The sequence below is a fragment of the Aeromonas sp. FL131 genome, assembly GCF_049860615.1.
In the GTDB taxonomy this organism is placed as follows: Bacteria; Pseudomonadota; Gammaproteobacteria; order Enterobacterales; family Aeromonadaceae; genus Aeromonas; species Aeromonas hydrophila.
This window is the reverse complement of the sequence record NZ_CP187595.1, coordinates 3,027,830-3,041,926: the sequence shown is the minus strand read 5'-3', so window position 1 is coordinate 3,041,926 and position 14,097 is coordinate 3,027,830. Positions and strand designations below refer to the sequence as shown.

Here is a 14,097-nt window from a genome sequence, read left to right as displayed (position 1 = left end):
CTGGGATCAGTCCTGAATGTTCTTGGAGACCACTACGTTATGAGCCGCAGCCGCCGCAAAACACCCATCGTCGGGCACACGACCTGCGGCAGCGAGCGCGAGGACAAGAAGCTCTGGCATCAGCGCTGGCGCACCCGTGAGCGCACGGCGCTGACCAGCGCGTCGCCCGAAGCCCTGAGCGCCCATCTGCCCCTGCTGGAAAACCAGGCCAGCAGCGTCTGGTCGATGGGCAAGGATGGCCGCTCCTACTGGCCCGTCAAGCGCCAGGCCGCCACGGCGGATCGCATCGCCAATCACAAGGGACGCAACCCGCAAGAACGCGCCTCCCTGAAAAAGCGCCTGCTGCGCAAGTGGATGAGCAAATGAAGCTCTCCTTCCATCAGCACATTGCGCTGTTCTGGATGATCGGTGCTCCGGGCGTCTTCGCGCCCGTGATCGAGAACGCCAAGCGGCCCGATGCCGGCGCCGTCATGGCGTGGGGTGTCGCGATCGTGGCGGTGATGATCCTCTTCACCCCTTTGCTGCTGCGCTGTCCACCATTCCGGCGCTGGTATGGCCGGACGGATGCGCTGTCGGAGCGGCAGCGCCAGGCGCTTGCCGAGCGCGGCCTGCGCCGCTACTACCAGACCGCTTTCGATGACGGCTACGTGCCCCGCGTGATGCCCTACGTGTGGCGCATCATCTGGACGGTCGGCGGGTTGATGGCTGTGACCGCCGTACTGCCTACCAACACCGGACGGCCAGCCTTCGATGCCTTGGTGGTCTTCTCGACCTGGTATCCGATAGGCGTGATGCTGCTGGTTTTCGCGTCGAGGCCCCTTGGCCGGTTGATTCGCCAAAGAGCACAGGAGCGGCGGAAATGAGCACGTCAACCATCGAGGCGCTGGCCAGCGCCTGGGCAAGGATTGCCGAGGAAGCGGAATTCCCCGCTGACTACGAGGGGACTGCCACACCACAAGCGCATCGGGCTAGCGAAGCTATTCAGGAGCAGATTCGGGAGCGCATCGTCGCCACCAACGACATGCGGCTGTTCAGCCTGCTGCACCTGCTGGGTCAGGCGTCGCTGCGCATGGAGCAAGCGCTGTGGCCGGAGGATTACGAGCGGATGACGCGCGAGGTTGAGGAAGCCCTGCGGCAAGCCACCGACGCCAACGCCAGATCGTACACCCACGAAGAAGTGATGCAGGCGATGCAGGAACGCATCGACCGGGCGCGAGACAAGCCATGTTGATTGGCTATGCGCGCGTCTCGACGCAGGATCAGAACCTGGAGCTGCAACGCGAAGCCTTGAGCAAGGCCGGATGTAAAAAGGTCTTCGAGGACAAGGTGAGTGGCACGCGGGCAGACCGGCCTGGCTTGGCCAAGACGCTCGAAATGCTGCGCGAAGGCGATACTTTGGTCGTCTGGAAGCTCGACCGGCTGGGCCGGTCGGTCAAGCAACTGGTCGATCTGGTCGGCGATCTGCACAAGCACGGTGTCCAGTTCAGGAGCCTCACCGACTCCATCGACACCGGCACACCATCCGGGCGGTTCTTCTTCCACGTCATGGCGAGCCTTGCCGAAATGGAGCGCGAGCTGACCGTCGAGCGCACCCGCGCCGGGCTGGAAGTCGCCAAGCAGCTCGGCCGCAAAGGCGGCCGCAAGCCGAAGATGACCGACAGCAAGATCGAGTCGGCCAAGAAGCTGCTGGCCAGCGGGGTGCCGCCCAAGGACGTGGCCAAGAACCTCGGCGTGTCCATTCCGACGCTGTACCGCTGGGTGCCAGCCTCCACGCACGCTTAGCGTGCTTTATTTTCCGTTTTCTGAGACGACCCCAAGTAGCCCCTGTCATTCTTTGAATGACGAGTAGCCCCGGCAAGGGAGCCGGTGGGCATACCTGCGTACCCGCCAGCGGCGGGCCGACCTGTGGGCGGGCAGGTTGTCCACGGGCGGACGCGCAGCGACCGGAGGGAGCGAAGGCTGTCTCCTCTTGGTTTTTTCTTATCGTTACGTTATCATAACGTAACACGTTACGATGCTACGATGAGAAGGAGGCCGCCATGCAGCAGGTCGTCACTCAACAGGCGGTGGATGCCGCCGCTGATGCCATCATCGCCGCAGGCGGCAAGCCCACCTTCCGGCTGATCCAGCAGCGCGTCGGCGGGTCATTCACCACGCTCAAGCCGATGCTGGCCGACTGGGAGGCTCGACGCGAGAAAGGCGAAGAAGCTGCGGTAGAAGTGCCGGACGCCTTGCTGGCACGCGGGGCAGACCTCGTGCGCAGCATCTACGCCGAGGTTGCCCAGCAGGCGCGGGTGGAATCCGAGGCGGTGCGCAAGGACGCCGAGGCCCGAGTCAGCGCAATGAAGACCGAACTGGCCGAGGCGATCGAGGAAATCGCCCGGCTGGAGGCGCAGGACGCTGCCCGTGCCGATGAGCTTGCCGCGTTGCGTGAGACGAACCGGGCACTGGAATTGAAGGCTGGCCGACTGGAAGAGCGTGCGGAGCACGCAACGCGCATGGAGGTCGAACTGCGGGAAGCTCGTGCTGCACTCGCCAAAGCCGAGCAGCAGGTGATCGACTTGCAAGGCCAGCTTGCCACGGCTGGCGATGTTCAGCGGCAGCTTGCCAGCCTCGAAGAGCGACTGGCTGCGGCAGGCGTTGCGCCGAAGGGAGTCAAAAAGGGCCGGGGTGACTGATGCCGACCGCCGCCGAATATCAGAAACTGGCCGACGAGCTGCGGCAGCTTGGCGCGGTGTTCACTCAGGCTATCAATTTGGGCGATCAGGAACTGGCATTGTGGGCAGCCGGGGCGCTGTCGAGTGCTGCCGCCCAGCCAGCCTGGTGGGCGCGTGAGGCTCCCGACAACGAAGCGGCGGCTGTTGCTGCCGCCGCTATCGTGAAAGCCTGACAGGGGTAGGCTTACTGCCCCTCCATGACCTCCTGCTCGATCCGCATCTGGAGCATCGAGATGTACGCCAGCAGCGTGATTTTCTCGACGAGATCGAATCGGTCGCAGTAGATGACCAGTTCCTCACGGCGGTATTCCCGCTGTCGTCGGCAACTCGACGGAATCAGCACGATCCGAGGTTCTGGCCGGCGTATTCGTGGCGCGAACGGCAGCAACTCCAAGATCACGCCGGGGCACGAGCGCATCGCCTGGACAAACCTCTGACGTTCATCCTTCTCTATGCAGAGTCGTTCCATTACGTCTGGGTGCAGAAACACAAACATGTTGCCCTCCTTCACTATTGGATGCAGCGCGACACGCCGCCGCGCTGCGCCCGCTCATGTGCTGATTGAGCCTGACGCCGCAGCCGCTCGGTCTTCTGCGACGTGTAGGTGGCCAGCAGAGCTTCGACACGCTCCTTCTTGCGGTAGATGGCTTCGGCCATGACGTTACTGACGCCAATGGCATGGACGTAATCCGACCAGAGTGCCCGACTGGATACCTTGGTGACGTTGTTATTCCACTCAGCGTCGCTGAGCCGACGCCCCGCCTCAGTCAGCAGCATCTCTTGGGTGCTCATCGTCTGATAGCCGCCGATGGGCGCGGTCGGTAGCGAGCCGTAGCCGTCCTTGTCCGACAGCCATTCGGCGGGCGACTTGCCTTCGGCTGCGGCCAGCGCTGCGTCCGCGTTCGCCGCCGCGACCTGAGCAGGCTCGAACTTGACGTTCGGGGTCACGCCACCGGGTGGCACGCTGCCGAACAGGATTGCGTGCTGCTCTTTCGTATCCTTGCCCAGAATCGGGTAGTGCTGCGGGTTGCCGTCGTGAATTGGGAACGTCGCGCAGAAATACGGGGCCGGGTCGGTCTTCCAGCCGATTCCTTGTTGCTGGTTGAAGGCGGACGGGAGTTGGCCGGGGTTGAAGGTGCCCTTGGATGCATCCTGTGCGAATGCCTTGGCGCGGGCCTCGTCGCGTTGGGCGGTGCCGTAGGTGAAGTGCAGGTGCTTCACCATCGCGTCGCTCGGCGTATTGCCGCGACGTAGCTGACAATGAGCGTGCCAACGATCAGGATGCCGGAGTTGAAAAACGACATCATCGTCGCGATCACGTTGCTCGCGGCGCTGACGGTATCCGGGTCTGCTCCAGTTACTAGCGCATCAATGACCGGGCCGAAGATCGACCGCAGCATATCAACGGAGTGATCTGTGCAAGACGTGGCATCTTCGCACGGTGAGAAAGGCATGGCGGCGGCCATTTAGGATGCTCCTTCCTGATAGCGGGATTCCTGAGATGGCGCGACAACGGCCTCGACTCCAGTGTCGTCTTCATCGTCGTCATCGGTCTGCTTGCGGCCCTTGCGGGCGGCGGCACGGGCGGCCAGTACCTCATCACCTCGTCGCTTGTATTTCTCGAATACCGCGCTGGGCCAAGTGCCATCGCGGTCGCGCTGTTCCGCCGCTTCGAGCATGAGGCCGAGCACGAAACCGGGGTCGGCCTCCAGTAGCCCGGCTATCTGTGCGAGACCACCGACCGCGAACTTGCGCTGATTCAGGTAGGTGCGCCGCGCAGACTTCTGGGCCTTCCGCTGAGCCTCTTTCAGCTCTTCAAGCCGCTGCTGCTGTTTCGCCACTGCCGCTGCCAATGCGGCGATTTCGCGCTCGCGCTTCTCTTCCAGCTCGCTTGCCGGACGCCTTCCCCTGCCGCGCTTCTGCTCCTCTGCTTGCTGCACTTTTGCTCTGCTCCATTTGGCATGTCTCAAAGCGAACTATCAGTTAGCAATAGCGTTGCGTCAAGATGTGTCGCTGCGCTCGGATCATGGTCTATGCTCCATGCAAAACGCCTCTCGAAGCGCCCCTGAATCAATCAGCGATTGTGCTTGTAGACCTTTATTTGCGGGGACTATAGTCCATTCCGGCATGTAAATTATTTTTTGATGCTCGTCGTGTGCGAGCAACTGCGGACGTGCCGCCATTGGGTTTTCAACTTACAGTGGTGCTGCCAATAAATGCTATTTAATGAGGACAAAAACGCACCTTGGCGGTATCATCTTCGCGTGTCTCGTGCGCCTCGCATGGGGCCAAGATGGTGGTGGTTTTCATCTGTTGCGCCAGCCGCAACAGTGCAGTTACGCATCGCTGCGCGACGCCTGCGCAAGGGGCTGTGCCCCTTGACCCCCTTCAAGCTGCATTCAGCGAGGGAAGCGGTGCCAACGGGTTTTCAATGGAGGTGGTGGCATGTACCGGCTGGAGCTGAACTACATCAGCCGCGATGGCGGCAGCAAAGGAAAGAAGCGGGACGCCGCCAAGCAGGGGCACGGATTTTCGGCGACTGCCGCCATCGCCTACCGCAGTGGCTCCATCGTGACGGACTACCGCACCGGCGAAGTTCATGACTACACGCGCAAGTGCCGGGTCGGTCACACGGAAATCATCCTGCCACCCGGTGCGCCGTCGTGGGCCAACCACCGCGAGGCGCTGTGGAATGCGGTGGAGGCAGCAGAGGTGCGGAAGGATGCGCGGCTGGCGCACGAGTTCATCGTTGCCCTGCCGCATCACCTCACCCCGGAGCAGGAAATCGCCCTGGTGCGCGACCTTGCCCAAAGCGTTGCCGACCGGCACGGGCTGCCTGTGGACTTTGCCATTCACGGCGACGATCCGAAAACGTGGGATGGCTCCGCGAAGGGCGTCGTAGGAAGTCACGCGCACCTGCTGATGGCGACGCGGGAACTGACGTCAGATGGCTTCTCCAAGATCAAAGGGAGAGAGTTCATCGACCGCAAGCTAGGGCCGAAAACGCTCCGCTACTGGCGCGAACAATGGGCGCTGATTGGCAACAAGCACATGGAGCTGGCTGGTCTGGATGAACGGTGGGACCACCGCACGCTGTCAGTGCAGCGGGAGGTTGCGCTGGAACGCGGCGACACGGCCGCCGCCGAAGAGCTTGATCGCCAGCCCGGTGTGCACATCGGCGCCGCTGCTACTGCATTAGAGCGTCAGGGGATCGACACTTATTGGGGAAACCTGAACCGCGCCATCCTTGCCCGGAACGCCGAGCACAGGCTCGGGCGTGAGCGCAAGCGTGTTGAGGAATCGCTGGCCGACCTGGAGCGCCGCTTGGCTGAGTTGCGCGCAGCACAGGAGGCTGATGCGGCCCAGCCGGAATGCAGCAATGATGACCCTCGCTGGGCTGTGTTCGAGCGTGCATTCATGCAAGCCGCCCAGTTTGACTACGGCCTCAGCTTGACCGAACTGACTGCCCCTCTGGCTGGACTCAAGGCGCAGTTCGTGGCGTACATGGATACCGCCGAAGATCAGGGGATGACGCCGGACATGTTCGCCCACGCCTGCGCGAACGGTATGGCCGCGCAAGATCGGCGGAACATGCAAGAACAGGCCACGAAGGATGCCGACCCGAAATCGCAGCAGGAAGGCTATCCCGATGCTGCGCCGCCGCTCTGACTGCGCGGGGCAATGGTGGTGACAGTGTGGAAGGACGGTGGCGGCGTGGTGTCAATGATGGCGGTAACAAGGTGGTGACATGGTGGAACGATGGTGGCGGGATGTTGGTAGGACAGTGGTAATACTGTGGCGGCTGTGTGTGAGCATGGTGGCGACACCGTGGCACATCACCACAATACCGCCACATTCCCGCCGCCATCTTCTGCCGATCAAGGGGAGTGGCACATGAGAATCTGGACGTTCGATGAGAATCGAGCTGACTTCGTGATGGCTTCACCTGCCCGCATGGATGCCGACCCAGACGCCCTCTACATCATCCAGCGCGGCGGCGTGCTGGTGGTGCGCGAGGGCGGCCATGAGCGGCCAATGCCCGAACGGCTCGACGTGGGCGGGCTGACGTTCGACCGGGAGCAGTTCGAGGACGCCTATCCTCTGCCTTTGCGGGCGGAGATGGAGCGAGACGGCCAATGGGCGCGGGCGCAGTTGCAGGCCCGCGAGCGTGGCGAAGTCAGCCTGCCGCTGGAGCTGCCCATTTGGGTGACAAGGCGGTATGACTGACATGGCAATCGACAAACTCAACAGCCTGCAATTTCTCCTGTTTTCGCGGACAGCCTACTTTCACGAGTTTGGCGACAGGGATGGCGTGTATGTGGATCGTGTGCCGTTTGAGTTGCGGCAGCGATTGCTGCGGTGGACATGGCCGACGACTGAGCGCGATCAGTATTTTTTCCAGCATGAGGGGCGCGACGTCATCACACGGGAAGGCTGGGAGGCTTTTGTGCGCTGGGTCTGCCGAGCGATGGATCGACAGTTGGGGGCCGAGGGCGAGGCAACCGGCACCATCGACGGCTTTATCCATGCCCTCGATGGCAAGGCGCAGCCGGGGACACCCATGTCGATTGAGGACATAGAAAAGATAGCGGCGGCAGGCTGGGCCGGGGAGTTCGATTCCGGGGTGACGATTACCAGCGAGAGCGGGCAACTCATTGCACACCTCAGCGACGGGCGTGTGGTGAGTCATCACGACGCGGTGGCGCTGGCCGAGTTGCTGCTGGCAGCGGGCATCAGTGCTGATGACGTGCAAATGCCTGACTGGCGAGAGGGGGACAGTGCCCCATCGACCGGCCAGCGCATCGCCATTTTTCAGCGGATGCGGCAGGGGGGCTGATGAAGTCAGCTAGACTTTCCGGCGATCCGCTGGGGTCACTCGCAGGCATCGACGAGATCATCAATCGCGGTGACCGCGGGGCATTTGCCGGGCTGCTGCACGCCATCATCGAGCAGCCGGGCGGCCCCGTCGCTGGTCGTGTGCGCACGCTCTATGAGCGTGTCCAGCATCGCGCAGCCGACCCCGAGTTTGCAGCGTGGCCGCAGTATCAGGCGGCCTACTGGCTAACCGAGGCAATGGGCCAGTTTCGCAACGCCCGCGAGGACATGGCGTGATCCCGGCAACCTCTCTGCGTCCGCTGCGCTACATCGGCGGCATGGCGGCGCTGAATCTGCCGTCAGCGACCGGAACGGGCGATTGGCACTTTTGGCAGACCTTCGAGCGCGAGCGGCGGCACCGTTCGCGCTCGTTCATTTCGGGCGCAGGGTGTCTGACCGACACAACCGCCCTACTCGGGGACGCTGGTATCTACGAGGCCAGCGAGCTTTTGCGAACGCTGGGAATCAGGTTCGAGGGCGGCACCGCCTACGCGGCCAGCCATGCTCGTGCATGTGCCGATTTGGTACTGGCGGCCGCGATGCGTGGCTTGTCGCCGGACTTTGTGGCGCTGGATGACTGGATGCCCGGCGAGATCGACAAGCAGGCCGTCCATGACCTGATAGACCGTGCCCTGCCACGGCTGGATGCAACGCAGGCCGAGGCCGTGAAGGCGTGGCAGGGCAGGCAGTGAGCGGGATTTGTTGGTGTTTCATCGTGCCCGGCGAGTGTTCATAAAACGGTGGTTTCTCAGGCATCCGAGCAGCGGCCATAAAGCCCGTGTGGAATCGGCCTTTATGTGTAAGAATATCCGTCTGTTTATCTACGCTTGGTAAAGGTATGGGAAAGCGTCTTGGTTACGCCCGCGTTTCGACGGATGACCAGCGGCTCGACCTACAACGGGATGCTTTGACCCGTGCCGGGTGTGCCGACATCTACGAAGAGAAGGTCAGCGGGAAGTCTGCTGATCGGCCTGCTCTGGATTACTGTCTTCGCGCCCTGAGTGCATAGGCATCTACACAAGTTAGCTCAAACCCTATACACATTAACCAAAATATCGACTGGCTATCTTGGCCTGCCTCTGTAGCTCTTCCGGGGTATAGGTGTTCATTACTTCCTGCATCTGAATGAATTGATACAAACCGGCAAGGAGTGCGGGCAACGTGACCGGTTTCGACCGCTTGGTGACTCTCCCGCTCAGTCTGATCAAAAAGTGTTTCAGCTCTTGCGCGTCTTCACTTTCATCTTGATACAGCTTGAGGGCCAAGGTGCAAGCCATGCTGCTCACCAGTAGGCGACGGTATACCGCCTCGCCACTGGTTTGCTGCCAATTCTCAACGTGAAAGCCGTCTGATTTCAGTAACTTAAACCATGACTCTATGTTCCAGCGCCAGCAATACCATTGTGCTATCTCCCGGGCACTGACCTCCGTTACATTGCTCAGTAAATACCAACTGGCCAGCTCCTTGCCTGCTTCATCCACGACTCGGCTCAACACCAACCGTGCTGTGACCAGTTCATCTGGACGCGATTCTGTTTTGCGTTTTAAGCTGACGAGCGTTTCGCCGACAAACAGAAACCCAACGCGGCCTCGCAGTGATACCCTGCCAATCACCTCACTGGGTACACAGCTAGCGATCTGCTCTACCCGTTTGCTCTTACCGTCATGCAGCAGGGTCGAATCTTTTTTGCAGCGCGTCAGCCAGCGCGTGTTCATCAATTGCCGCAGATGAGGCAAGGAGTCCGCCTCACGGTCGATGATATGTACCAAGGGCTTGTCCAGCCCCAGTTGGTCTTGCCGATGAATACGCTCGACCAGCTCGTCAAGATGCCCCTGTGTAGGCTGAGGCGTGACCTCATGGCACTGATACACTCCACGGCTAGAGACCAGATTCACCAAGCGGAGCCAAGGGCTTCCCCGACGAGCCATCAATCAGCAAAGAAGCCTGTAACTCATAGCCGACGTCCAGTGCATGCGACATCTGGGTTTTGTCTAACTTACTATTATGCTTACGAAAATTACAGCGGCACCAGTCATGGGCCACTAATAAAAAGGGGCTATTCGACGTTGTTGCAGCCTCACGGGCCAGAGCAAATAATGGCTCAGCCAGCATAGGAAAAGTGACGTTGTCATTGTTGAAGAAACGCCAAGCCGCCTGAGTGAAACTCCAGGCCTGTTGATGATTGGCGAGGGCTTTGACGCCCGGAGCGTTAGATGGATTCACAATGGTATGCTCTTTGACCAAGGTTTCGTACCGCCTGAGTAAGCGGGGTTCGAGATTGCAGGGTAATTCGAGTTCAGTAAAGAGTCCCATAAATGTGCAGCCGGTGAAAGATGACTGCATAGATAGATCGGTGATCCTTGGATCAGTTCCAGGATCGGAAAATTTATTTTTGGCTGGTCAAATATTATTCAAAAAGATGTGTAGATTCTTATGCTCTGGCACAGGCGCTGCGGTATTCAGCTCAGACACCTTGGCAGAAGAGCTTTTTGTCTCCGCTGCGCATAGCGCTGACTGGTGCCATGCAATTGGCCAGTCAATCATGAGGAGAAGTACCACGGCCACAAAAATGGCTCCAGATGTACGTCACCGCTTACTCTTGTGCTTGGCTTTGGATACGCCTTTATCAGCGGTGAAATCCGGCAGTGCCGCCATCCGCTCATATATCTCTTCCTGCTCGGCTGCCAGCATCGGATCATCGTAGGGGCTGGTAAGGAGATCATCCGGCGTCGGCGTTTCGCTCTTCGACGGACGCCCGCGTGCTCGAACCGGCCTTGGGTGCCCAGCCTTCTCAAGCGCTTTTGCCAGCACGTCCAGTGCATCCCAAATCCGTCCGGGCTGGACTGGCTCCACTCCGGCAGCCAGTGCTTTTGCCGCCCATCCCATATGTTCGGCGACGTGCAGCAGATGATGTTTCTGGGTAAGTGCGGCAAGCTGCCGGTCTCTCTCCGCAGCCCACTCCCTGAATTCTTCGCGCTCGGCGTCAGTCAGGATGGTCGCAATCTCGGGCGGCAGTGCCGTTGCCCAGCGATCTACCGTGCCGATGATGACCTGCTTGGAGCGCCGCTTCTCTGGGTCATAGGCGTAGCGCAGCAGAGAAACGGACTTGCCCGGCTTGGGGTGTCCGTCCTTTCCCTTGTAGGTCTGTACCCGAATCTGCATGAAGCCTGCTTACCTTATCCGCTATTTTTCAAGATGATAAGGCTATTGCGCTGCCCAGCGGAAGTCTTGCCGTTACTCCACCAGCTTGATGCTATTGAAGATTGGCATCTCACGCATGAGAAGCCGGGCAATCTCCGCTTCCTCTGCCGTAACTGATATTCTTCCCTCTGAAAACACCACCTTCTCTTCGTCAGGATCGGTCAGCATCTGAAAGCCCAGCTTGACGATGGCGGCGGCTGTACCCCAATGCAGCTTCTTCACATCGGCTTCCAGCATGGCGAACATCACGCAGCGCATGGCAGTCGTCACATTGCGCTCATCCACATCCCAGTCATTGCGCGTGCTGAACGGGATTCTGAACATGGAAAGCGTGTTGGCAATGCTTTTCGCCGTCTGTCGTTTCCGCAGCCGCACGATGTCCGCCTGTTCGCCCTTGATGACGCGGGCCAGCGTATCGGCATCATTGGCCAGTTCCTCCAGGGCGTACAGACGGGTTGAGAGCGGGATGGTCTGGCTGTAGTTGAAGTCCAGGCTGGCGGCGTCCTTTGCATCGAGACGGCCAAGCGCAGCCCGCAGTCGACGCGCATCGGACGCAGCCTTTTCAAGCGCCCGGATACGCGATGTATCGGGCGGGGTATCGGTGATGCTCCAGCCATTTGCCAGCCACCGGAAAAGCGGCTTTTTGTGGTCACGTGGCAGCTTCCTGACCGACTCACAGCGCAGGATGCTTTTCACCAGTGCGAAGCGGAACCGACGCCGCTCATTAGCCTTTGCCATTGAGAGCCTCCTGCTTCCAGAGTTCGAGTTTGTCCGCCCATGCCTGCATCATGCCCCGCCGCTCTTCGAGGTAGGTGGCATGGTTATAGGTGCGGCGCACCGAGTTGGGTTCCGCGTGGGCAAGCTGCGCCTCAATGGCATCCGGGCGATAGCCCATTTCATTCAGCCGGGTGCTGCCCGTGGTTCTGGTGCCGTGCGGGCTGTAAGTGCCGCTCCAGCCCAGCACCTTGAGCGCCTGTCGGATCGAGTGTACCGACATTGGCTTGTTTCGGTCATCCCTGCCGGGAAACAGGTGGATTCTGTCGCCGCTGATAGCATGTAGGCGGTGCAGCATTTGCACAGCCTGGGCCGGTAGTGGAACCACATGCTCGCGGCGGGCTTTCATACGCCGGGCTGGGATCGTCCAAAGCGCTGCGTCGAGATCGAATTCGGTCCATTCCGCCTCTGCCGCCTCGCTCGGTCGTGCCAGTGTCCACCACATCAACTGTATGCAGAAATTGACCTGATAGCCGCAGCGGTGGTTGTCGAAGTCATTGAGCAGCTTGCCGATCTGCGTAGTAGTCAGTGCGGTTTTATGCTGCGTCTTGTTGGCAGGTAGTGCCTTCCGGACAGGCCATACCGGATCGGTATCTGCTCGTAGGGTTGCAACCGCCAGCTCGAAAATGCCGGACATGGTGCGCTTTGCTTCGGCTGCAACTGTCGGTGCGCCACGCTTCACTGTCCTAGTTAGGATATCGAGAACGTGAGCTGGTGTTATGTCTCTTACCGGTAGCTTACCGATGCTGGGGAAAACAACCCGCTCCAGCATATCCAGGCGACGCTTCTTGGTGACCTCCTCCCAGTCCCGCAGAGCTAGCCACTCTTTAGCTATTGCCTCAAAGGTATTGGCGGAATCGTGCTCGCGTTTTAGGCGCTCCAGCTGCCGGTTCTGAACGGGATTGATCCCTTGTTTGACCAGCTTACGTGCCTCATCGCACTTGGCACGTGCCTCGGCCAAGCTGACGAGAGGGTAATCGCCGAGTGCAAACCATGAGCCCTTGCCCGCGAGCTTGAAGCGGTAACGCCAAGCTTTCACTCCGTTGGGCTTCACTTCAAGGTAGAGGCCACGTAGGTCGTTCAAGCGGTAAAGCTGCTCCTTTGGCTTAGCAGCACGGCAGTGGGCATCTGTCAGCATGGTATTACGGGATCTGAGAAGATGAATGATAGGATTATCATATACACCATTCGTCATTCAGTTCAATGTTTGTATACACCAATGTAGTCACTTTGAGATGGTAAGGTAGAGTAGCCTTATGCAATCTCTAGAAAGTAAAAACCCCGGTATTCCGGGGTTTTTACGCTATTTTAGGACTTCAGAGTAATCTGATGAAATCTTGTGAAATGGCTTATTTGACTCAGACGTTGAACAGGAAGTTCATGATATCGCCGTCTTTGACGATGTACTCTTTCCCTTCGGCGCGCATCTTGCCCGCTTCCTTGGCACCTTGCTCACCCTTGTAGGTGATAAAGTCTTCGAAGGCGATGGTTTGGGCACGAATAAAGCCTTTTTCGAAGTCGGTGTGGATCTTGCCGGCCGCCTGCGGAGCGGTGGCGCCGACCGGGATGGTCCAGGCTCGCACCTCTTTCACGCCGGCGGTGAAGTAGGTCTGCAGCTTGAGCAGCTCGTAACCGGAGCGGATCACCCGGTTCAGGCCCGGCTCTTCGATGCCAAGGTCAGCCATGAACTCGGCGCGGTCGGCATCGTCCAGCTCGGCGATGTCGGCCTCGATGGCGCAGCAGACGACCACCACAACCGCATTCTCGGCGGCGGCGATCTCGCGCACCTTGTCCAGATAGGGGTTGTTCTCGAAGCCATCTTCCGCCACGTTGGCGATGTACATGGTGGGTTTGAGGGTCAGGAAGTTGAGGTGGCTGACGGCGGCCAGCTCATCCTTGTCCAGCTTCATGCCGCGGATCATCTGGCCGTTTTCCAGTGCCACCTTGATCTTCTCCAGCACTTCCACTTCCAGCTTGGCATCCTTGTCGCCGCCCTTGGCGCGCTTGGACTGGCGGTTGATGGCGCGCTCGCAGGCATCCAGGTCGGAGAGGGCCAGCTCGGTGTTGATCACCTCGATGTCGTCAGCCGGGGAGACCTTGCCGGCGACGTGGACGATGTTCTCGTCGTCAAAGCAGCGCACCACGTGACCGATGGCCTCGGTTTCACGGATGTTGGCCAGGAACTGGTTGCCCAGACCTTCACCCTTGGAGGCACCGGCCACCAGGCCGGCGATGTCCACGAATTCCATGGTGGTCGGCACAACGCGCTGCGGATTGATGATGGCCGCCAGCTGATCGAGGCGGGGATCCGGCATCGGTACCACGCCGGTGTTCGGCTCGATGGTGCAGAACGGGAAGTTGGCGGCTTCGATGCCGGCCTTGGTCAGCGCGTTGAACAGGGTGGATTTGCCTACATTGGGCAGGCCCACGATACCGCATTTAAAACCCATGGATTGTTACCTTACTTGATGGATGCTGTGTGAGGGCCGCAGAACCTGTCCACGCTCTTGCTGCGAGGCTGTGATCAAGG

General features: G+C 60.0%; 20 protein-coding genes and 1 pseudogene. 12 read left to right on the top strand and 9 right to left on the bottom strand.

What is annotated here, in order from left to right; translation table 11 throughout:
• The first annotated feature begins 39 nt into the window (after positions 1-39).
• The 6 genes from ACPW75_RS14005 to ACPW75_RS13980 all read left to right on the top strand — a co-directional run bounded on the left by ACPW75_RS14005 (position 40) and on the right by ACPW75_RS13980 (position 2,890).
• Positions 40-366 carry a hypothetical protein gene (locus ACPW75_RS14005; protein WP_003100858.1) on the top strand — a complete coding sequence of 109 codons (327 nt, stop codon included), beginning with the start codon at positions 40-42 and terminating at the stop codon, positions 364-366.
• Positions 363-863 carry a hypothetical protein gene (locus ACPW75_RS14000; RefSeq protein WP_003100856.1) on the top strand — a complete coding sequence of 167 codons (501 nt, stop codon included), beginning with the start codon at positions 363-365 and terminating at the stop codon, positions 861-863. Before ACPW75_RS14005 ends, ACPW75_RS14000 begins: the two co-directional genes overlap by 4 nt.
• Positions 860-1,231, top strand: coding sequence for a hypothetical protein (locus ACPW75_RS13995; RefSeq protein ID WP_003100853.1), 372 nt, complete (start codon positions 860-862; stop codon positions 1,229-1,231). The genes ACPW75_RS14000 and ACPW75_RS13995 overlap by 4 nt, the downstream gene beginning before the upstream one ends.
• Positions 1,225-1,782 carry a recombinase family protein gene (locus tag ACPW75_RS13990; RefSeq protein WP_003100847.1) on the top strand — a complete coding sequence of 186 codons (558 nt, stop codon included), beginning with the start codon at positions 1,225-1,227 and terminating at the stop codon, positions 1,780-1,782. The genes ACPW75_RS13995 and ACPW75_RS13990 overlap by 7 nt, the downstream gene beginning before the upstream one ends.
• 257 nt (positions 1,783-2,039) lie before the next feature.
• Complete coding sequence (locus ACPW75_RS13985) at positions 2,040-2,678, top strand: DNA-binding protein (RefSeq protein ID WP_077096050.1); 639 nt, start codon at positions 2,040-2,042, stop codon at positions 2,676-2,678.
• The gene (locus ACPW75_RS13980; protein ID WP_077096051.1) at positions 2,678-2,890 is read left to right on the top strand and encodes a hypothetical protein; all 213 of its coding nucleotides are present in this window, start codon (positions 2,678-2,680) and stop codon (positions 2,888-2,890) included. Before ACPW75_RS13985 ends, ACPW75_RS13980 begins: the two co-directional genes overlap by 1 nt.
• An 11-nt stretch (positions 2,891-2,901) precedes the next feature.
• On the opposite strand, the gene ACPW75_RS13975 is transcribed toward ACPW75_RS13980, so the two are convergent.
• The 4 genes from ACPW75_RS13975 to traD are packed head-to-tail and all read right to left on the bottom strand — an operon-like array spanning position 2,902 to position 4,657.
• Entirely contained in the window at positions 2,902-3,213 is a 312-nt protein-coding gene (locus tag ACPW75_RS13975; RefSeq protein ID WP_077096052.1) for a hypothetical protein, read from the bottom strand.
• A 14-nt stretch (positions 3,214-3,227) separates the two neighbouring features.
• Complete coding sequence (locus tag ACPW75_RS13970; protein ID WP_218668661.1) at positions 3,228-3,941, bottom strand: hypothetical protein; 714 nt, start codon at positions 3,939-3,941, stop codon at positions 3,228-3,230.
• Complete coding sequence (locus ACPW75_RS13965) at positions 3,935-4,183, bottom strand: hypothetical protein (protein WP_179101394.1); 249 nt, start codon at positions 4,181-4,183, stop codon at positions 3,935-3,937. Before ACPW75_RS13965 ends, ACPW75_RS13970 begins: the two co-directional genes overlap by 7 nt.
• Complete coding sequence (gene traD / locus ACPW75_RS13960) at positions 4,184-4,657, bottom strand: conjugal transfer protein TraD (protein WP_077096053.1); 474 nt, start codon at positions 4,655-4,657, stop codon at positions 4,184-4,186.
• 505 nt (positions 4,658-5,162) lie between these two features.
• Here traD and mobQ point away from each other — a divergent pair.
• From mobQ to ACPW75_RS13930, 6 genes are all read left to right on the top strand, one after another.
• Entirely contained in the window at positions 5,163-6,386 is a 1,224-nt protein-coding gene (gene mobQ, locus ACPW75_RS13955; protein ID WP_077096054.1) for a MobQ family relaxase, read from the top strand.
• A gap of 225 nt (positions 6,387-6,611) precedes the next feature.
• Positions 6,612-6,944, top strand: coding sequence for a hypothetical protein (locus ACPW75_RS13950; RefSeq protein WP_077096055.1), 333 nt, complete (start codon positions 6,612-6,614; stop codon positions 6,942-6,944).
• 1 nt (position 6,945) lies between these two features.
• Positions 6,946-7,554, top strand: a complete 609-nt coding sequence (locus ACPW75_RS13945) for a hypothetical protein (RefSeq protein WP_077096056.1) — start codon at positions 6,946-6,948, stop codon at positions 7,552-7,554.
• The gene (locus tag ACPW75_RS13940; RefSeq protein ID WP_077096057.1) at positions 7,554-7,829 is read left to right on the top strand and encodes a hypothetical protein; all 276 of its coding nucleotides are present in this window, start codon (positions 7,554-7,556) and stop codon (positions 7,827-7,829) included. The genes ACPW75_RS13945 and ACPW75_RS13940 overlap by 1 nt, the downstream gene beginning before the upstream one ends.
• On the top strand, positions 7,826-8,284 hold the full coding sequence (locus ACPW75_RS13935; RefSeq protein ID WP_205733762.1) for a hypothetical protein: 459 nt from the start codon (positions 7,826-7,828) through the stop codon (positions 8,282-8,284). The genes ACPW75_RS13940 and ACPW75_RS13935 overlap by 4 nt, the downstream gene beginning before the upstream one ends.
• Before the next feature lie 146 nt (positions 8,285-8,430).
• Positions 8,431-8,601 (top strand): recombinase family protein, encoded by a 171-nt coding sequence (locus tag ACPW75_RS13930; RefSeq protein WP_081398589.1) that lies wholly within the window; start codon positions 8,431-8,433, stop codon positions 8,599-8,601.
• 34 nt (positions 8,602-8,635) lie between these two features.
• On the opposite strand, the pseudogene ACPW75_RS13925 reads toward ACPW75_RS13930, so the two are convergent.
• From ACPW75_RS13925 to ychF, 5 genes and pseudogenes are all read right to left on the bottom strand, one after another.
• A pseudogene (locus tag ACPW75_RS13925) lies at positions 8,636-9,905 on the bottom strand (transposase).
• Positions 9,906-10,178: 273 nt separating this feature from the next.
• A complete protein-coding gene (locus tag ACPW75_RS13920) occupies positions 10,179-10,754 on the bottom strand; it encodes a hypothetical protein (protein WP_077096058.1) in 576 nt (191 codons plus the stop codon).
• A gap of 72 nt (positions 10,755-10,826) precedes the next feature.
• Positions 10,827-11,531: a hypothetical protein gene (locus ACPW75_RS13915; protein WP_077096059.1), complete on the bottom strand. Its 705-nt coding sequence runs from the start codon at positions 11,529-11,531 to the stop codon at positions 10,827-10,829.
• Positions 11,518-12,705, bottom strand: coding sequence for a tyrosine-type recombinase/integrase (locus tag ACPW75_RS13910; RefSeq protein ID WP_077096093.1), 1,188 nt, complete (start codon positions 12,703-12,705; stop codon positions 11,518-11,520). Before ACPW75_RS13910 ends, ACPW75_RS13915 begins: the two co-directional genes overlap by 14 nt.
• A 220-nt stretch (positions 12,706-12,925) precedes the next feature.
• The gene (ychF, locus tag ACPW75_RS13905) at positions 12,926-14,017 is read right to left on the bottom strand and encodes a redox-regulated ATPase YchF (protein WP_016351608.1); all 1,092 of its coding nucleotides are present in this window, start codon (positions 14,015-14,017) and stop codon (positions 12,926-12,928) included.
• Positions 14,018-14,097: the final 80 nt, after the last annotated feature.

Bases quoted from the DNA above. Each gene is read 5' to 3' on its own strand.
- ACPW75_RS14005 (WP_003100858.1), top strand. From the start codon at position 40: ATGAGCCGCAGCCGCCGCAAAACACCCATCGTCGGGCACACGACCTGC.
- ACPW75_RS14000 (WP_003100856.1), top strand. From the start codon at position 363: ATGAAGCTCTCCTTCCATCAGCACATTGCGCTGTTCTGGATGATCGGT.
- ACPW75_RS13995 (WP_003100853.1), top strand. From the start codon at position 860: ATGAGCACGTCAACCATCGAGGCGCTGGCCAGCGCCTGGGCAAGGATT.
- ACPW75_RS13990 (WP_003100847.1), top strand. From the start codon at position 1,225: ATGTTGATTGGCTATGCGCGCGTCTCGACGCAGGATCAGAACCTGGAG.
- ACPW75_RS13985 (WP_077096050.1), top strand. From the start codon at position 2,040: ATGCAGCAGGTCGTCACTCAACAGGCGGTGGATGCCGCCGCTGATGCC.
- ACPW75_RS13980 (WP_077096051.1), top strand. From the start codon at position 2,678: ATGCCGACCGCCGCCGAATATCAGAAACTGGCCGACGAGCTGCGGCAG.
- ACPW75_RS13975 (WP_077096052.1), bottom strand. From the start codon at position 3,213: ATGTTTGTGTTTCTGCACCCAGACGTAATGGAACGACTCTGCATAGAG.
- ACPW75_RS13970 (WP_218668661.1), bottom strand. From the start codon at position 3,941: ATGGTGAAGCACCTGCACTTCACCTACGGCACCGCCCAACGCGACGAG.
- ACPW75_RS13965 (WP_179101394.1), bottom strand. From the start codon at position 4,183: ATGGCCGCCGCCATGCCTTTCTCACCGTGCGAAGATGCCACGTCTTGC.
- mobQ (WP_077096054.1), top strand. From the start codon at position 5,163: ATGTACCGGCTGGAGCTGAACTACATCAGCCGCGATGGCGGCAGCAAA.
- ACPW75_RS13950 (WP_077096055.1), top strand. From the start codon at position 6,612: ATGAGAATCTGGACGTTCGATGAGAATCGAGCTGACTTCGTGATGGCT.
- ACPW75_RS13945 (WP_077096056.1), top strand. From the start codon at position 6,946: ATGGCAATCGACAAACTCAACAGCCTGCAATTTCTCCTGTTTTCGCGG.
- ACPW75_RS13940 (WP_077096057.1), top strand. From the start codon at position 7,554: ATGAAGTCAGCTAGACTTTCCGGCGATCCGCTGGGGTCACTCGCAGGC.
- ACPW75_RS13930 (WP_081398589.1), top strand. From the start codon at position 8,431: ATGGGAAAGCGTCTTGGTTACGCCCGCGTTTCGACGGATGACCAGCGG.
- ACPW75_RS13920 (WP_077096058.1), bottom strand. From the start codon at position 10,754: ATGCAGATTCGGGTACAGACCTACAAGGGAAAGGACGGACACCCCAAG.
- ACPW75_RS13915 (WP_077096059.1), bottom strand. From the start codon at position 11,531: ATGGCAAAGGCTAATGAGCGGCGTCGGTTCCGCTTCGCACTGGTGAAA.
- ACPW75_RS13910 (WP_077096093.1), bottom strand. From the start codon at position 12,705: ATGCTGACAGATGCCCACTGCCGTGCTGCTAAGCCAAAGGAGCAGCTT.
- ychF (WP_016351608.1), bottom strand. From the start codon at position 14,017: ATGGGTTTTAAATGCGGTATCGTGGGCCTGCCCAATGTAGGCAAATCC.